This window comes from Pantoea sp. CS_6, from assembly GCF_041954745.1.
GTDB classification, from domain to species: Bacteria; Pseudomonadota; Gammaproteobacteria; order Enterobacterales; family Enterobacteriaceae; genus Pantoea; species Pantoea stewartii.
Window position 1 is genome coordinate 21,127 of record NZ_JAVAYG010000012.1, and the last position, 17,139, is coordinate 38,265.

At 53.4% G+C, this 17,139-nt stretch carries 18 protein-coding genes and 1 riboswitch; of the genes, 4 read left to right on the plus strand and 14 right to left on the minus strand.

All coding sequences use genetic code 11. The annotated features are described in order from the left end of the window. Positions 1-23: 23 nt before the first annotated feature. A complete protein-coding gene (locus RAC90_RS17210; protein ID WP_205951461.1) occupies positions 24-1,082 on the minus strand; it encodes a putative urea ABC transporter substrate-binding protein in 1,059 nt (352 codons plus the stop codon). A gap of 55 nt (positions 1,083-1,137) precedes the next feature. Beyond that, a riboswitch (guanidine-I (ykkC/yxkD leader) is annotated at positions 1,138-1,236 on the minus strand. A gap of 365 nt (positions 1,237-1,601) precedes the next feature. Here RAC90_RS17210 and RAC90_RS17215 point away from each other — a divergent pair. After that, positions 1,602-2,261, plus strand: a complete 660-nt coding sequence (locus RAC90_RS17215; RefSeq protein WP_039339618.1) for a DUF1345 domain-containing protein — start codon at positions 1,602-1,604, stop codon at positions 2,259-2,261. 94 nt (positions 2,262-2,355) lie between these two features. Here RAC90_RS17215 and RAC90_RS17220 read toward each other — a convergent pair whose 3' ends face one another. Then, positions 2,356-2,577, minus strand: coding sequence for a hypothetical protein (locus RAC90_RS17220; protein WP_033742263.1), 222 nt, complete (start codon positions 2,575-2,577; stop codon positions 2,356-2,358). Positions 2,578-3,532: 955 nt separating this feature from the next. Here RAC90_RS17220 and RAC90_RS17225 point away from each other — a divergent pair. Further along, positions 3,533-3,889, plus strand: coding sequence for a cupin domain-containing protein (locus RAC90_RS17225; protein WP_164483355.1), 357 nt, complete (start codon positions 3,533-3,535; stop codon positions 3,887-3,889). Between the two features lie 44 nt (positions 3,890-3,933). On the opposite strand, the gene RAC90_RS17230 is transcribed toward RAC90_RS17225, so the two are convergent. The 6 genes from RAC90_RS17230 to RAC90_RS17255 form a co-directional block, all read right to left on the minus strand. Next, positions 3,934-4,626 carry an aspartate/glutamate racemase gene (locus tag RAC90_RS17230; protein WP_006122091.1) on the minus strand — a complete coding sequence of 231 codons (693 nt, stop codon included), beginning with the start codon at positions 4,624-4,626 and terminating at the stop codon, positions 3,934-3,936. Positions 4,627-4,721: 95 nt separating this feature from the next. Next, the gene (locus tag RAC90_RS17235) at positions 4,722-5,957 is read right to left on the minus strand and encodes a protein-disulfide reductase DsbD (protein ID WP_006122090.1); all 1,236 of its coding nucleotides are present in this window, start codon (positions 5,955-5,957) and stop codon (positions 4,722-4,724) included. Between the two features lie 23 nt (positions 5,958-5,980). Then, positions 5,981-6,544 carry a peroxiredoxin gene (locus tag RAC90_RS17240; protein ID WP_058702457.1) on the minus strand — a complete coding sequence of 188 codons (564 nt, stop codon included), beginning with the start codon at positions 6,542-6,544 and terminating at the stop codon, positions 5,981-5,983. A 213-nt stretch (positions 6,545-6,757) separates the two neighbouring features. Continuing rightward, positions 6,758-7,291: a DUF4865 family protein gene (locus RAC90_RS17245; RefSeq protein WP_058702458.1), complete on the minus strand. Its 534-nt coding sequence runs from the start codon at positions 7,289-7,291 to the stop codon at positions 6,758-6,760. Positions 7,292-7,302: 11 nt separating this feature from the next. Then, the gene (locus tag RAC90_RS17250) at positions 7,303-7,710 is read right to left on the minus strand and encodes a tautomerase family protein (protein ID WP_058702459.1); all 408 of its coding nucleotides are present in this window, start codon (positions 7,708-7,710) and stop codon (positions 7,303-7,305) included. 9 nt (positions 7,711-7,719) lie between these two features. Beyond that, complete coding sequence (locus RAC90_RS17255) at positions 7,720-8,034, minus strand: carboxymuconolactone decarboxylase family protein (protein ID WP_058702460.1); 315 nt, start codon at positions 8,032-8,034, stop codon at positions 7,720-7,722. Positions 8,035-8,137: 103 nt separating this feature from the next. On the opposite strand from RAC90_RS17255, the gene RAC90_RS17260 reads away from it, so the two are divergent. Beyond that, a complete protein-coding gene (locus tag RAC90_RS17260) occupies positions 8,138-9,013 on the plus strand; it encodes a LysR substrate-binding domain-containing protein (protein WP_058702461.1) in 876 nt (291 codons plus the stop codon). Between the two features lie 388 nt (positions 9,014-9,401). Here the strand turns inward: RAC90_RS17260 and RAC90_RS17265 are convergent, their stop codons facing one another. From RAC90_RS17265 to RAC90_RS17285, 5 genes are read right to left on the minus strand one after another with little or no spacing between them, the layout of a single operon-like run. Next, positions 9,402-10,310 carry a metallophosphoesterase gene (locus RAC90_RS17265; RefSeq protein WP_033742271.1) on the minus strand — a complete coding sequence of 303 codons (909 nt, stop codon included), beginning with the start codon at positions 10,308-10,310 and terminating at the stop codon, positions 9,402-9,404. 10 nt (positions 10,311-10,320) lie between these two features. After that, complete coding sequence (locus RAC90_RS17270) at positions 10,321-11,139, minus strand: carbohydrate ABC transporter permease (protein ID WP_033742272.1); 819 nt, start codon at positions 11,137-11,139, stop codon at positions 10,321-10,323. Beyond that, a complete protein-coding gene (locus RAC90_RS17275; RefSeq protein ID WP_006122086.1) occupies positions 11,136-12,053 on the minus strand; it encodes a carbohydrate ABC transporter permease in 918 nt (305 codons plus the stop codon). The genes RAC90_RS17270 and RAC90_RS17275 overlap by 4 nt, the downstream gene beginning before the upstream one ends. A gap of 4 nt (positions 12,054-12,057) precedes the next feature. After that, positions 12,058-13,335, minus strand: a complete 1,278-nt coding sequence (locus RAC90_RS17280) for an ABC transporter substrate-binding protein (protein ID WP_039339326.1) — start codon at positions 13,333-13,335, stop codon at positions 12,058-12,060. Positions 13,336-13,355: 20 nt separating this feature from the next. Next, positions 13,356-14,459 carry an ABC transporter ATP-binding protein gene (locus RAC90_RS17285; protein WP_375124577.1) on the minus strand — a complete coding sequence of 368 codons (1,104 nt, stop codon included), beginning with the start codon at positions 14,457-14,459 and terminating at the stop codon, positions 13,356-13,358. Between the two features lie 320 nt (positions 14,460-14,779). Between RAC90_RS17285 and RAC90_RS17290 the strand changes: the two genes are divergently transcribed. Further along, the gene (locus RAC90_RS17290) at positions 14,780-15,520 is read left to right on the plus strand and encodes a nitroreductase family protein (protein ID WP_054687887.1); all 741 of its coding nucleotides are present in this window, start codon (positions 14,780-14,782) and stop codon (positions 15,518-15,520) included. Between the two features lie 50 nt (positions 15,521-15,570). Here RAC90_RS17290 and RAC90_RS17295 read toward each other — a convergent pair whose 3' ends face one another. Beyond that, positions 15,571-17,115, minus strand: coding sequence for a sensor domain-containing diguanylate cyclase (locus RAC90_RS17295; RefSeq protein WP_058708856.1), 1,545 nt, complete (start codon positions 17,113-17,115; stop codon positions 15,571-15,573). Positions 17,116-17,139: the final 24 nt, after the last annotated feature.

The window sequence follows — 17,139 nt, forward strand, 5'->3', positions numbered from 1 at the left end:
GCACGAACTCCCGTGGTCAGTGGTTACAACTTGCCCGCGGCGGCCAGCTTCAGATAGCTGTCGTCGAAGCGCAGCTTGCTGTTAGCCCTGTCGCCAATGGTGACGTTGCCCGGGAACGTCATGCCGATAAAGTCAGCGCTCTGTGCGCCCTGGCCCAGCAGCCCTTTATCAAAGGAGAATGTCGCCACGCGCTGCATGGTTTTTGGTAATTCCGGGGAAGAAATAAAGGCCAGCGTTTCGGCAGGTGTCCAGAACAGGTGGGTCGTTTTCAGCTGGGCCTGATAGCCCGCAAGGTCGGTACCGGAATCAGCAGCCATCTCACTCAGCACTTTCGTATCGCCTGCGTGCATTTTTGCCATCATTTCAAACCAGGCTCCGGTCAGCGCTTTGCCGAGAGCCGGGTTATCTTTCAGCGTCTGGGTGTTCACCACCATCATGTCGATGAGTTCACCGGGTACCTGGGAGGAGCTGAACACTTCAGTGGTTTGTGGCGTCTTTTTAATGACGGACAGTTGCGGGTTCCAGGCGACCACCGCCCGCACGTTGCTGGTGCCAAAGGCCGAGACGATATCCGCATCCGAGGTATTGACGACCTTCACGTCCTTTTCCTGCAGTCCGGCTTTTTCCAGTCCGCGAACCAGAAGATAGTGCGATACCGACAGCTCAGGTAAATAGACCGACATGCCCTTCAGGTCGCTGAGTTTTTTATTCACCCCTTTCAGGACTATACCGTCGTTGCCATCGGAATAGCTGCCGGTGATCAGCGCAGTCGAATCCACGCCGCCTGCCGCCGGGATAGTCAGCGCATCCATATTAGTCATGGTGCAGCCGTCAAACTGCCCCGCTGTATACTGGTTAATGGATTCGATGTAGTCGTTGAGTTGAACGATATGGATTTTGATGCCGTATTTGCTGGCCCATTTATCAATAATTTTTTCATTGCTGATGGTGCCCCAGGGCATCCAGCCCGCATAGATCGTCCAGCAGATGTTGAATTCTTTTTTGACCGCGGCGAAGGAAGGAAAGCTAATCAGCAAGATCAGTGACAGCAAAAGCGTGCGGATGAACGACGTTGTTTTCATGGTTAACCTCTGGTTGGCACAAAAAAGGAGCAGCGCGACACCTCACGGTGCTGCTGTCTCCCGGGCTTTTGTCCCGCCGTGTAACCTCGCAGAGGTCGCCAGCTCTCGGACCAGACATTCACCTGCGTGAACCGGAACCCTAGCCAGCTATTGCTATCAGATTATGTGTTGCGCTGCGTACTGTTCACAGTTTTGCAATTGACGTGCCAGAAATCATGTTGCCAGAAATCAGGCAATTACCCGATTTTCAGGCCGCGAAGCACCAGAATGATGAGTAATGAATGTGCGTTGCACATTCTCGGTGCCGGTACAGAACAGAAAGACGAAATGGGGTGACATCGCACGTAACCGCATCTGTTTGCCTGACTTAAGGTGTGGTGGCTGGGGCATTTGACTCAGAGCTGAATGTCATCATTATCCCATTCACAACGCAGGGTAAATCTCGTGCTTTTTTTACGGCAGGATAATCCGGAATACACTAGAGTTAACTGATTCAATTACCAGTAAAAACCCATGACCATGCACTCTTCCTTTGGCTCAAATCTTTTCGCCCGGTTGCGCCTGCTCATCTCTGTCGTTGCGGGTATCGTCTGCTATTTTTTACTGCCCGAACAGTTGGGGCAAATGCAGCGACTCTTGATAAGCTGGAACGTGCTGGCGTGGCTCTATCTTTGGTTTATCTGGTTTCGTATGTTACGCACTGCGCCTGATCAGATTAAACGAATCGCCCAGATGCAGGATCAAAGTGCCGCACTGGTACTGGGACTGGTGATTGTAGCCTGTACGATCAGTATGGTGGCCATTATGAGCGAGCTTCCCACGCTGAAAAGCCTGACGGGCACACCGCGGGCCCTGCATTTGCTTCTGACCGCCATAACGCTCATCGCCTCCTGGGCATTACTGCCCAGCGCGTTTGCCATGCATTATGCACACCAGCACTATTTGCATCGTAGCAGCAGCGTTACCCCGATGATCTTTCCAGAAAAACCTGCGCACCCGGCTTACTGGGATTTTCTCTATTTCTCTTTTACCATCGCGGTGGCTTCTCAGACCGCCGATGTGGCAACGGGCACAACAGAAATGCGAAAACTCGCCCTGCTGCAGTCGGTCATCTCTTTTATCTTTAATCTGACGATTCTGGGGTTATCTGTAAACGTGGCCGCCAGCCTGCTGAGCTAACGTGCGTCACGTAAGGGAGAGAAGAGATTACCTGCGGTGAAAGCCTGATCTGCCCTACACCTGTCCGCTGACGGACGGTGTAGGGAGGCGAGATTTACTGCTGCCCTTGCTGCTTAGCATCCGCCTCTTTTTGTTTTTTCTTCGCCATATGATGCCCAACCGCACAGCCAGCCGCCGCACCCGCTGCACCGTGGTTTTTCATATGCCCGGCAACGCCACCGACGGCTGCACCTTTCAGGCACCCTTTCGCTTCGACCTGAGTACTCATTGCCATGAGCAGACCTGCGGTAATAACAACAATCGAAAGTTTATGCATCAATTTGACTCCGTAACGATTATGAAAATGATTTACCTTTATTGAGCGTAGCGATGTTGTACGTTTTTGCCGTTCAGGTTCTGTTACGTTTATGCGACGTTTAACTTTCATTAAAAATCTTATTTCGCCGCAAGGCGAAAAAATAAACAGACGGATAAAGTCGGCGAGAACGGGCATGGTTAAGCCTGGCGGAAAAGGCGATCAACCGGGATCGAAACCCATCTCAACGCTACCTGTTGCGAAATAAGCCTGTCTGTTTTGCTTTAAAAAACAGTCAAAGCATGCTCAGAATAGGTGACTTAAATCAGGCTACGATCCCACGGCGTCTGGCAGATGAGATGACATCGTAACTGCCTGCATTCACAAGCAAAAACGGCGGATGCGCCGCCCGCTCTGGATAGCCTGGCTTGCTGGTGTTTAATTCAGGAGAATGACATACCGCAAATAATAGCGCCTTAAGCTCTCGCCTCGTGGAATTACAGATATGTTCGATACCGTTTTCTGGTAAATCCTTAATCATCGTGATTGCGTCAAATAGAGTGATATCCGCTAAAGGGCTGTCATGACTAAAAGGGTTAATTCATCACCAGTGCCTTCTTCAAATCCATCCCGCGATTTTGTTTATTGCAGAACAGATAAACGAACCCGTTAACTATCGCCGGATACCGTTAAACGTGATCCTTCTTTTTTGTTGATAGCCCTACGCCAGTTTCAGTCCGACGATGTCGTGTGGCATTAAGTCGCAAAGTGTCGGGAAAACCGCACACTGCGCCCTTAGCCTCTGTACCGAACGCGCCGTGACCTTGCCAGGCATATTCTGCTTTAAAGACGACGGTGAATGAGCAGAAGTTTCATACGCAGGAAATTAAAACGCGCTTTGTTTTTCTGGTTTTGTTTACGCTAAGGGCAACGTGCAATGCCTGCCATAACCGTGACAATCGCTCAGGAAGAAAAAATGAAAGTACAAAAACTTGAACAACCTGCTTCGATCAGCACTCTCGAACCCTGGGGTACCGTTGAGGGATTACCTGGTTCACCTGAAATCGTGATCGCCGGGCTGCAGAAAGTCATTCCGGGCCATGAGAGTATTGATATGGGCATTTTTGAATGTTCGCCGGGCAGCTATCGTCGCGGCGTAAAGCAAGCGGAGATGATGCACTTCCTTTCCGGAACGGGATCTTTTACTGCTGATGGCGAAACACCACAGCATTTCAAACCCGGCGATACGTTGTTTTTTGAAGCAAATACGGAAGGCACATGGGTTATGGACACGACCATGCGTAAGCTCTACGTGATATTTGAAACCCCTTAATGACGCCGACGAACAGACTTTTTGGTTGCCCGGATAACGGACAATCAGGACAACATAAAGTCTACGGCATCACGGGCATGAAGGCTGGTGGTATCAAAGACAGGCAGAGCGCTTTGCGCCTCGGGAACCAGCAGGCCGATTTCCGTGCAGCCGAAAATCACCGCCTGCGCGCCCTGATCGCGCAGCTGCGTGATCACATCAAGATAATACTGGCGTGCGCTTTCGGTAAATTTTCCCATGCAGAGTTCATCAAAAATGATGTGATTGAGGGTGGCGCGCTGCTCCGCCTCCGGCACGATCGTGTTAATCGAAAACCGTTGCTGTAACCGCCCCAGATAAAAATCCTGCTCCATCGTATAGCGGGTGCCCAGCAAGGCGACTCGCGTCATCCCTCTGGCTGTTATCGCCCTGCCCGTGGCATCGGCAATGTGTAAAAAGGGAAGATTGCAGTGGGCTTCTATATCGTCGGCAACCTTGTGCATCGTATTGGTACACAGCACGATGGCTTCGGCCCCGGCAAGTGCCAGTCCCCGGGCGGCTTCACCCAACTGCTTGCCTGCCTGTGCCCAGTTGCCCTCACGCTGACAGACTTCAATATCGTGAAAATCGACGCTGTGTAACAGCAGTCGTGCCGAGTGTAATCCGCCCAGTCTTTCCCGAATACCTTCATTGATGAAGCGGTAATAAGGCAGCGTGGATTCCCAGCTCATCCCACCGATCAGTCCGATTGTTTTCATGTTCATCCTGTGTGCATGCCGTGCAGGTTCAGGCCCGCCTTATGCGTGCGCAGGCCTGAATGCAGGTTTAATGGTCTGCCGCAGCAATAAGGCCATCAGGTTTTTTTACCTTTTTCGCTGGCCTGCTGCAGTGCCGTGATGACGATGCCCGGGGTTAACACCTGCGGCAGAACGACAGGTTTTCCGCCATCCGCAGGGTAAACGACATACAGCGGCAATCCGCCGCGACCAAAGTCGCTGAGCGCCTGTTCGACATCAGGATTGTACTTCGTAGAGTCCGCAATCATATAAATGGTGTCAGTGCGCGCCATAGCTTGCTTAACCGCCTGCGTCGACAGGGAAGTGCGCTCGTTAACCTGACAGGTAATGCACCATGAGGCCGTAAAATTGACCAGAACGGGTTTGCCCTGACCTTTTATCGCCTCAACATTTTGAGGTGTCCATGCCACCGCGGCCGCGGCAACGGTATCGGGCGAATCCGGCGTTGTCGTGGCGGTTTTCAATGTTAACAACGGCGGAATTAACAGAACGACCATGGCGGCTGTAGCGATGTGTAATGCCCAGTGCCGCCTTCCCATCATCTGTCGCTTTTGCGCCATACCATACAGCCAGGCGGCAAAACTCAGCACCAGGCAGCATGTCAGAATGGCTGCCAGGGCTGTCGAACCCGCCTGACGCTCCAGTACCCAAATCAACCACCCCGCCGCCCCCAGCATGGGAAAGGCGAGCCCGTGTTTGAGCGTGATCATCCAGGCACCCGGCGCAGGTAGCAGGCGGGCAAACACAGGGAAAAAGGAAATTAGTGTGAACGGTGCTGCAAACCCCAGCGCCAGTGAAAGGAAAATAACCACACTGATAACGGGAGGTTGCGTAAAGGCATAGCCGATGGCGCTGGCCATAAACGGCGCGCTACAGGGCGTGGCGACGACGATGGCCAGCGCGCCGGTGAGTGCCGATCCGGTTAGCCCTCCCCGCTCGCCTCCGACTTCACCCGCCCGCTGAAGGGATAAGCCAACCTCAAACAGGCCGAACAGGTTGAGGGCCGATGCCACCATGATTAGCACCAGTAAGGCTATCACCAGCGGCGATTGCAACTGAAAACCCCAGCCGACGGAAGCGCCCCCCATTCTTGCCAGTAACAGCACACTGACCAGCAGCACCATCGTGACAACCACACCCACCAGAAAAGCCAGCCCTTCGGCTCGCGCATGTGCGGGTTGGGCATTGTGGCGCAGCAGACTCAGGGCCTTCAGCGAGATCACCGGGAATACACAGGGCATGAGATTAAGGATAATGCCGCCCAGAAACGCGGCGGCGATAGCAGTCAACATGATGGCGCTGTCCAGATGTGAGATTAAGCCGGGTTAGCCTGACGGTATTTTTTCACGGCATCCAGGGTCTTCTGAATATGGGCCTCTGGATTTTTATCGGTGTAACTCAGCAAAATTTTGCCATCCGGCGCAATAACATACGATGTGCGGTCAGACAGAGTTTTGCCTTTCATTTCCATCGTACTTTTGTATTCGGCCGCCACTTTGGCACCCGGATCGGCGGCGACGGTGAACTTATCGCGACACTCAAGCTGAGAGAATTTCGCAATCTGATCGGTATTACCTGCGGTCACGCCAATTACCGTTGCGCCCTGCTTTTTAAACTCATCGGTTGCTTCCGCAAAAGCATGCGCTTCCAGCGTGCAGCCGGCGCTGAACGCCGCCGGGAAGAAATAAAGTACAACCGGTCCTTTTTTCAGTGCCTGCTGTAAGGAGAAGGTCGTTTCTTTACCTGCCAGAGCCGCTTCCAGTTTAAAGTCCGGTGCGGTTTCTCCTGCGGCCAGCGCAGCAAACGCAGAAGTCACAGGCAGGCTTAACGCCAGCAGCGTCGCTGCCGTCAGCATTTTCAGGCGCTTCATTTGATACATTCTTTTTCTCTCCATCGGCAAACAGGCAACAGTGCCTTATGCACATTAATACTAGATTCACTGGCAAAAAATGGAAATATTTAGCCGCATGGCCGGGCGGACAGAAAGGTCATACACACGTACCCGGCAGATAAAGTAAGATAGTCATATAACCGTTCTAATAGATATGTGGTTAGTAAGATAAATGTGTGACAGAGCGTAACGGTCCGTCGGTCACGCCCGCGCAATATATCCGACCTGATAAGCGCGAGCCGGACAAGTGACGGCCTGCGGCGTTCGCCATAAGGTGAATGTCAGGCGCCGCCAGCCGCAGGCGTCCAGTGCGGACACCCGTGCCAGCGCGTTGTCCAGCGGCCGATGGTGAGTCAGTAGCGCGAGATCGCTGTAAGGTTGTACGGGGCTGATTTCACAGACGGCCCAACTCGCCTGGCTGATAGCCGTCGATATGTCGGCAGACAGCACCGGAAAGGTATCAATACGCGGCCAGCCAAAGGCCGGCGTCAACCTTTTGAACCCCTCGCTGGCTAAAAAGCGGTGCATACTGTCCGCATCCTGCCAGAGATAAAACGGGGCATAACTGTTTTCCTGGCCGTTCATATCGGCGCCCTTCTGCCAGGCGTAAAGAAAAGCTTTAAACAGCAGGCCTGGAAAGCCATCCATTTTTTTGCCGTTGTCAGCAATCCTGCGCTGAATGATTGTCATATCGTAGTCAGCGGGAAGAACAAAACGGTACTGCATCGCCAGCATATTTTTTCTCCTCAGCGTGATGAGATATCGGCCAGACTAAACACCTTGCCGTTGCCAAATGACCAGTCCTCGGGGTCACTGAAATTCACGACAATCATGACGTCAGCCGGATTAATGCCAATCGCCTTTACCAGACGCGCATTCAAATCTGCATAAAAAGCCTGCTTTTGTGCGAGGCTACGCGCTTTCCCTGCCGTAATGTGAAACAGAAGAAAGTCATCACTTCGGCCCGTCTGCGCGCTGCACAAATAGTGCCGGTCAAAAATACGTGTATGCCGGTGATAACTGTCAAAGAACTGAAAACAATCCCCGTGCGGCACAGAAAAAGAGGTCTCGAATGCGTCCTGTAACGCCGTGGAGATAGCCTCACGCCACTGTTCAATACGGTGTTCAGATATCGCAATACGACTGACGGGCATAGATATTCCTTACTCTGAGGGCGTGTTTTTAAAAACCGTGAGGGCGGAAACAGCCGCCGGCCAGCCGCAATAAAAGGCCAGGTGGGTCATCATTTCCGTGAGCTCAGCCTCAGAGAGGCCATTCGTGCGAGCCAGTTTCAGATGCCAGCTCAGTTGTTCGGGTCGGTTTAACGCAATAAGCGCACTGACAGTAATCAGACTTCTGTCTCGCGGTGAAAGCCCGTCGCGCTGCCAGATATCGCCAAATAAAATGTCTTCACTCAACGCTGCCAGCCTGGGCGCGATCTCAGCCAGATTTTCGCGCGTTAACGGTATGGGATTCATTTCTCTTTCCTTCTGTGGGTGTGATAAAAAGATAAAATGCGGCGATGATTTATAAAATCAGAAATATTGGGACAAACAGTCCCGTTTTATGGGATGAATAAGAATGGCGAAAAGGCCCGTGACGTTTGATGCAGAAAGCCTGCGTACGTTTGTGACCGGTATTGAACTGGGGAGCTTTGCGTCTGCCGCGCAGCGCCTGGGCCGATCAACCTCGGCGGTGAGCGCTCAGCTAAAGAAACTGGAATACCAGGCGGGAGCAGCGCTGGTGCAGAAGTCAGGACGGCATCTGACGCTTACCGCGCAGGGTGAGATTATGCTTGCCTATGCGCGCAGGCTGATGAGCCTGAATGACGAAGCCTGTGCCGCCATCAGGGCCAGCGGGATTGGCGGAGAAGTGCGGCTGGGTTTGCAGGAAGATTTTGGCGAAACATTCCTGCCTGCCGTTCTGGGTCAGTTTTCGCGTGCGCATCCCGACGTGCAAATTTCAGCATCCGTAAGCCGCAATCAGCCCTTACTGACCGCAATACGACAGCACGAGATTGACGTCGCCCTCTGCTGGCAAGGCGAGGAGTCGACAGCGCACAGTCAGTCACTTGGCGCGTTGCCGCTCAACTGGATCAGCGTAAAGGGTTTTGATGTCCAGAGTCTGCTGGACGCTAAACAACCACTACCCTTGCTGGTCTTTGACGCGCCCTGCCTTATGCGTAGCGCCGCCACTGCGGCGTTAGACAGGGCAAATATTCCCTGGCGCATTGCGTTCACCAGCCGCAGTCTGAGCGGAATATGGGCCGCCGCGGAGGCGGGGCTGGGTATTACCTTGCGGACACAGATGGGCTTACCGTCTTCGCTAACGTTGCTGACATCAGCTCTGCCGGAGATGGGCACGATTGGCGTCAGCCTGCACTGTGCTGAAAAACCGTTATCCCCTGCAGCCGCATCACTCTGCGAGTCGATCAAAGCGCACTTTGCTGGCCTGTGACGGACCGGAACGCTTTACCTCAGGCGCGGCATCACTGGTGTGAGTCGCTAATCAGTGCAAAGAATTCACCCCGCCAGATGAATGAACAAGGTGATAGTGGTGAAGAAACTGGGGGTTTTCCTTATTAGACTGCACGTTAATCTCTGCCCTGCTGCCGCTTCTCGTTACGCTGTCACGGATAGCACACACTTCTGGCGGGCCGATGAAAGCGGGTTTTCCGCGAAAAGGTATGTTCGCAGATTATCTGCTGCTAACGCTATTTTGCCGCGAAAGTTGATGCCGGCACCCTGGCAGGAAATCGTTAAAGTATGATGTAACTAAAATGCATAACACAGCGCTGTTCGCGTTTCCCCTGCATCAGACACGCTGAACCCGCACCCACAAAACGCTAGCCCCGGCTGATTTCTCCACCAAAACCGGACACCCTGAGTTGGTCACCCGTGATATCAACCCACGCAAAGGGCACCGCTGTGGGGCCATCCAGCATGCCTTTCAGGGTGAAAAATTCCGTCCCGTCGATACAGGCATAACCTCCACGATGATCGTGCCCGGCAAAACAGGCGCGTACGCGATAACGTGTGAATAACGCCACCAGCGCGGGGGCATTCATCAGGCGGTGCGTGGTTACGGGTGCCAGCGGATAGTGGCCAAAAACAATCACGCTTTCCCGTGACTGTTGGGCAGCCTGTAGCTGCTGTTCAATCCAGTTGAATTGTTGCCTGCCAACGGCACCGTTCCAGGGCTGCGCCTGAGGCTGTTGGTCATGTTGCAGTTGCGCTAACAAGGCTGCGGCCTCTTCACGATCTCGGCCGTTGAGGGTATTACAGTACAGGCTCATATCGTTGCCATCGTAAACAACAAAGCGCCAACCGTTAAAACGGAAAGCGTAATAGCCTTTGGGTAAGGGAGCCTGATTATCTAGTCGTTCAGCGATGGTCTGCGCATCATGGTTGCCCAGTACCACAGCATGCGGATGCTGTAACCGGGCAAACACCGGCAGTATGGCGGCATAGCTTTGCCAGTGGCGATCCACCAGATCGCCCAGCGTCACCACAAAATCCAGCGGCTCCGCGTTGAATGCCTTGATGGCCTGGCTGAGTTTATTAAGGCCATTGCGGTAGTAAAGATTGTTGCTGATATCCGGGTCCACATCAGCATACTGAGGATCGGCAAGCAGACCAAAACGGATGCCATTATCTCTGACGGGCAACGCACGTAACGATGGCGGCTGATACAGCGACGCAATATCCGCCAGCAAGGTACGTTGTGACGGGCTGAGAGTGTGCGGCGTTAACATGTTATTTTCCTTAGCGAATGCCTGCGCGCATAAATGACTGGATAAACTGGCGCTGGAACACCAGAAACAACAGCAACAGCGGCAGCGTTGTCATGATCGTTGCCGCCCCAATCAGTGCCCATTGCACGCCCTGCTCCGGTGCCGAAAATAACTGCAGTCCTACCGTCAACGGACGGACTTTTACAGAATCCGTAATAACCAGCGGCCACAGAAAATCATTCCAGTGGAAACTAATGGAGACCAGTGCAAAAGCGATATAGATTGGCCTGGCCAGCGGAATATAGATTTTGCGCAGGATATAAAACCGACTGGCGCCCTCTACAATGGCCGCTTCTTCCAGCACCACAGGGATGCTTTTAAAGGTCTGGCGCAGCAAGAAAATCGCAAATGCTGAAGCAAAATACGGCAAGGCAATGCCGGTCAACGTATCGCGCAAGCCCAGCGCACCAATGGTTTTGTAATTATTCAGGATCAGGACATCCGGGCTTATCATCAGCTGTAACAGGATAAGCGCGAACAGAAAACCCGAATATTTCAGGCGAAACCTGACCAGCGCGTACGCCGCCATCGTGGCCAGGATAAGCTGACACACCACAATCATGACCACCAGCAATATGGTATTCAGGAAATAGCGGCCAAAGGGCGCGGCGTGCCAGGCATCCGTGAAATTTTGTAGCGTCAGGGGTGCCCACAGCGAGAAGCTTCCCTGATCGGCCGCCGGGTGAACCGCTACCCACAACGCCACCAGTATCGGTAACAACCACAGCAGCGCCGCCAGCCAGATAACCATATTCAGGCACAGTCGGCCCGCAGAGAATTCAGGCTTCATTGATAGTGCGCTCGCTTATCCAACAGGGAAAATTTCAGCACCGCAATCAGGGCTAAAATCAGCAGCAATACGACGGTCATCGCCGCTGCCGCAGGGAGATCCCAGTAGCTGAATGCCGTACGGTAGATATAAAACAGTAACAGGCTGCTGCTGTTGTCCGGGCCACCGTTGGTCATCGCAATCACCTGATCGACGATACGAAATGCATTCATTGAGGCATTAATCAGCACGAACAACGTTGTCGGCATCAGTAGCGGCCACTGGACGCGGCGAAAAAAATACCCCTTTGACGCCCCTTCGATTTGTGCAGCTTCGCTGAGGCGCGGATCGATCTGCTGTAACGCAGCCAGATAAAAAATCATAAAAAAACCAGCCTCGCGCCAGACAGAAACGGCCATCAGGCACCCGAGCGTCGTGCCGGGTTCGCCGAGCCAGTTAACCGGTGCGACAGAAAACAGCGCAAGCAGCTTATTCAGAAGTCCCAGCTGTGGTGTGTAGAAAAACAGCCACAGATTGGCGATGGCTATCATCGGCAGCAGAGAGGGAATAAAGAAGGCTGCACGCACAGCGGCGTTACCCGCCAGCCGTCGGTTAACGGCCAGGGCCATCAGTAACGCCAGGGAAACCGCAAGCGGTATAGTGATCAAGGCATACAACAGGTTATTCCACAGCGACCGGATAAACACATCATCATCCAGCAGCGCAGCGTAGTTATCCAGCCCGACAAAGTGGGCCGGATGACCTGCACGGGCAGCGCTGAACAGGCTTTCCCACACCGTTGCCAGCGCAGGATAATGGGTAAACAGCAGCAGAAAACCCAGCGCCGGTAAAATCAGCAAATAGCCACACAGCTGAAGTGAACCGCGCCGCACACGCGGTGCGGGCGTTGCTGTTGCCGCCATGTTCATCGCCATCCCCTTACTGATAGGCCTTCAGTAAACGATCGGCCTGCTTCTGTGCCGCTTCCAGTGCCTCAGCCGGGGTTTTAGACTGCGTCACCGCCGCCTCAATGGCATGGTTCAGGGCTTCCTGTATCTGCACACTGTTGTAGGTAGAGAGTTCAGGCTGGGCATATTTCAGTTGTTCACGAGCGACCAGCGCCTGAGGAACCTGCTTCACATAGTCTTGCATCGCTGGCGTTTCCCATGCTGCCGGGGAGGTAGCGACATAGCCTGTCGCAATACTCCAGCGCGCCGCCTGCTCTGGCGCGGTGACCCAACGGATAAATTCCATGGCGGCTTTTTGCTGTTCTGGTGAAGCACTTTTGAAAACGTAGAGATTACCGCCGCCCGTTGGGCTGCCGCGCTGTGTTTTTTCAGGCAACATGGCAACACCAAACGGGAATTTGGCATTTTTGCGCACCACACTCAGGTTGCCGGTGGTGGTAACCATCATGGCCGTTTTGCCACTGAGGAAATCCTGTGGCGTCGTGCCCCAGGCAATCGCGCCTTTCGGGGAAACGCCCGCCTTCTGGCCTAAATCGGTCAGCCATTGCAGCGTTTCGACATTGTTGGGCGTATTAAAATAGACCGCCGTGCCCTTGCCGTTATCCAGATGCGCGCCATTCGTGGCCGCAAAACCCTGGAAAACCCAGTAACCATTGGGTGTCGTCGGGATTTCGATGCCCCACTGACTGACGTTATCGCCGTCTTTCACGACCAGTTTTTTACCGAAATCCACCACCTGCTGCCAGTTCGCAGGCGCTGTATCAGCAGCCAGACCCGCTTTTTCAAACGCCTGTTTGTTCCAGTACAACACCACCGTCGAGCGCTGAAAAGGCACGCCCCAGACTTTGCCGTTGATGTGGCGCAAAAAAGCGGGGTAAAAGCTGTCGATCCATTTTTTACCGGCGTCATCCTGAGCCAGATCGCTGGCCGCCACAATAGCCCCTGCATCCATCAGAGAGTAGGCTTCGATATCACCAATGACCGCCATTTGCGGCGCATTCCCGCCACGAAAGGCGGTTAAGGCTTTCGTAACCGTTGTGGCGTAGTCACCGGTATAAACAGGCTGAATGCTGACCTCAGGATGAATTTTTTCGAAATCGGCCACCAGCGCTTCCACGGTATGGCTGATCTCCCCACCGACCGCGATAGGGTAATACATTTGCAGTTTGACCGGCTCGGCGGCAAAGACTGCCGTGCTCGTCGCGATAAGTAAGGCTGAAAGCAAACGTGACAGACGAATGGCTGGCATGATTTTCCCTTAGGTAAAAGTTAAACGGCGTATTGTTTGAAAGAGGCAGACATCTGCTGTTCAGCGTGTAAACAGCGTTTACCGCTCGCAGTGGAAAACAGGTATTGCTTATCGACAGGCCATTGCAACCCGGTCAGATGACCTTCGTTAAAACGTTTCATGCCCGGCACGGTAACGGTTAAAACGGCCTGGCTGCCTGTTAGCTGACAGACCACTAACGTATCAGCGCCCATGTATTCGTAGTTCACGACGTTGGCAGTCAACCCCGCACTGTGAGGATCAATGAACTGGATATCTTCCGCCCTGATCCCCAGACTGAGCGCCGTCTCAGACGACTCGCTGACCACAGGCTGAGTGAGCTGGCTCAAAAAGTGCCTGCCGTTGACAGAGGTCAGCGGCAGAATATTCATGGGCGGCGCACCGATAAACTGCGCCGCAAAAATACTGGCCGGATTGTTATACAGGTTGTCTGGCGTATCATGCTGCTCAATCCGGCCATCATTCAGCAGAATGATGCGGTCAGCCATGCTCATCGCTTCCGTCTGATCGTGGGTGACATAGAGCATCGTCAGGCCCAGCGCTCTCTGCAGCGCACGAATTTCGCGACGCATACTTTGGCGCAGTTTCGCGTCAAGGTTAGAAAGGGGTTCATCCATCAGGCATAAGGTGTTGTTGGCAATCACGGCACGTCCGAGTGCAACGCGCTGCTGTTGGCCGCCCGAAAGCTGTGCAGGTAACCGATCCAGCAACGTCTCCAGTTCCATTAATTTGCTGACGCGGCTCAGGCGGCCAGCAAATGTCTGCCTGTCCTCACCGCGCGCTTTTAAACCAAACAGCAAATTTTCGCGAACGCTGAGATGCGGAAACAGCGCATACGACTGAAAAACCATCGAAAGTTTGCGCTCTGATGGCTGCAGGTGCGTGATATCGCGATGACTGAAACTGACCGTTCCCTCATCCGCGGTTTCCAGTCCGGCGATCGTCCGAAGCAGCGTCGACTTACCGCAGCCTGACGGACCTAACAGCGCTACAAAGGTTCCTTTTTCCGCTTCGAAACAAATGTTATCCAGAGCAGTTTTTTCGCCCCAGCGTTTAGTGATGTTGTGAAGCGCCAAATGGCTCATAGCTTCGCCGCTCTGCCAATGAGAATGGCAGTAAGCTAGCGGAGCAAAATGAAAGATTTATGGCTGAAAAGTGTCAGCATAATGACAGAACGTGATGTGATTATGGCGGCTAACGGTTCTGCAAGGTGCAGAGACGGTTAAGCGTTGTGCCGACAGGCTATCGACGCCCTTCGTGCCGTGCTGCTGACAGGACCTGATCTGATTCGTTTGAAGGCAGTTAACCTGTTTTGGCGGGTGAAAGCCAGTACGGTTAAAGAGCACAGCGCACTCTTTTGTTATCCTCACGACACGATTTTTAAAGGATGATGTCAGGAGAGATGATGAGCGAGATAATTAACCTGTTTACCCGTCACAAAAGCGAACGCAGCTTCACCGATCAGCCGGTCGATGATGCCATTCTGGATCGCATAATCAGCACTGCTTATCGCGCGCCTACCTCCGTAAACTCACAGCAGGTTTCTCTGGTGGTGACACGCGATCCGGCTAAACGCCAGGCTATCTCGCAAATCGCGGGCGGCCAACCGTGGATCGCTAAAGCCCCTGTCTTTATCACTGTGGTGCTGGATATGCATAAATCACGGATGGCGATGGCCGCCGTAGGCAAAGAGCAAATTGCCCAGCAAAGCATTGAAAGTATTGTTTCTGGCTCGACGGATGTGGGTATTGCCCTGGGAAGCATCATGGCTGCAGCCCGTTCAGAAGGACTGGGCATTGTGCCGATTGGTGGTATCCGCCGCGATCCTGACGCCATGATCGAACTGCTTAACCTGCCAGAATATACCTTCCCGGTCGCAGGTGTGGTTATCGGCTATGTTGATCAACCCGCGTTTCAGAAGCCACGCCTGCCAATGCAGACTTTCCGTCATGAGGAAAGCTACCATACCGAAGGCCTGGAACAACAGATTGCCCACTATAACGCCGAGATGGTGCAGCACTGGAAAGATACAGGCCGCGCCGACGGCGAAAGCTGGAGTGACAGCGTGAGTGGCTATTACCAACACATCTATTTCCCCAAAGTCCTGCCCGCACTGCATAAGCAAGGCTTCGGTAGCGACAAGTAAGACACCACTGCCCGGTGCTAATCCGGGCAGCGGCACTGAATGGCGCGACGTTACAGACTAGCACCGTTTCGCCCTTCGTGTTTTGTCCGGTACAAGGCATCATCCGCACGCTTGATCAGTGATTCTGCATGCTCTGGCCCTTCGCCAGCCTCCGTAGCCGCCACCCCCGCACTGAGCGTAACGCAACCCGTTGTGAGCCCCGTTGAGACATGAGGTATGGCCCGTTGTCTGACGGTCTCGACCACACTTAAGGCAACGGTCAACGCATCCCGGGCCGACGTATCGGCCAACACAATCGCAAATTCTTCGCCGCCATAACGGGCCGCGATATCCGTGCGACGTTGGGCAAATGTTTTCAGTATCTGGGCGACCTGCTGTAAGCATTCGTCACCTGACACATGGCCATAAGTATCGTTGTAGCGTTTAAAATAGTCGATATCGAAAAGGATCAGCGACATCGGCCCGCCGCTGCTGCGCGCATGGAGCAGGCTTTTTTTCAGGAATTGATCGAAATAGCGACGATTTGCCAGCCCTGTAAGCCCGTCCGCGTTTGCCAGACTCTTCAGCGACTGATTCGCGGCGGTGAGCTCATCGCGAAGATGCGTCAGTTCAAGTTGATAACGCAGGCTGCGCCTGGCTTCATTCCGGATAAATATCCAGAGCAGAATAATGCCCACCAGCAATACAAGGCTCAGTAAAACCCCCTGCACGCGGCTTTGCATCCACTCTAAAAAAAGCCGTTTGGTATCAAATCCCGCGGTCACAACTACCGGATAACGGCTGGAGCTGACAAAACCAAATATTCGCTTTTCGCCATCCAGTTCGGCTTTCCACTGGCCGCTTCCGCGCTCGGCGTTGGCTAATAACTGATGGAAAAGTGGACTGGAGGAGAGGTTTTTGCCGATATAGCTGTCTGGCAACGGGCGCGCATACAGCACCGTACTGTCTGCCAGCATAAGCACCAGTAAATCCTGCGGGCCGATAACAAAGTAATCGTAATAATGGCGGAAATAATCAATGCTAATCGTGGCGAGCAGCACACCTTTGAAGCCGCCATAGTCGTCATTAATCCGTAAGGATACCGGGATGACATAGCGTCCCGAGCTGCGGCTGCGGAGCGCCGGACCGACATGCACGCTGCTACGAAGATTATGTTTATGGAAAATAAAATACTCCCGGTCAGCATTGTTATTTCCTTTGGGCATCTCAGTAAGCGAACTGGCTGTCCATCGCCCTTGTGAGTCAAAGTAAAACATGTCCTCCAGTTGAGGAAGACGACTTTGTAAGGTGCGCATGATGTTATTGACTTCCGCCACGTCAATATCCGTTCCGGGCTGGGACTGAATAACGCGCTGTACCTCGCGCAGAGAAAGTTCGATTTGCAAAAAGGTATCTTCTGCCTGACGGGCCTGTGCGACAGAGAGATCAATCGCACGCTCCTCGGTTGACCGGACGGTTCTCTGCCAGTCCATGTGCAGCGTCCAGGCATTAACCACAATCACGCCCAGCGTCAGTAAACTACAGGCCAGTGTTATGCTTCTGAGCAGCGGGGAAAGGCGCATCATTGCAGCATCTTTTTTACGACGTAATTCCATGCCGGTTTACCGTTTTTTCGCTAT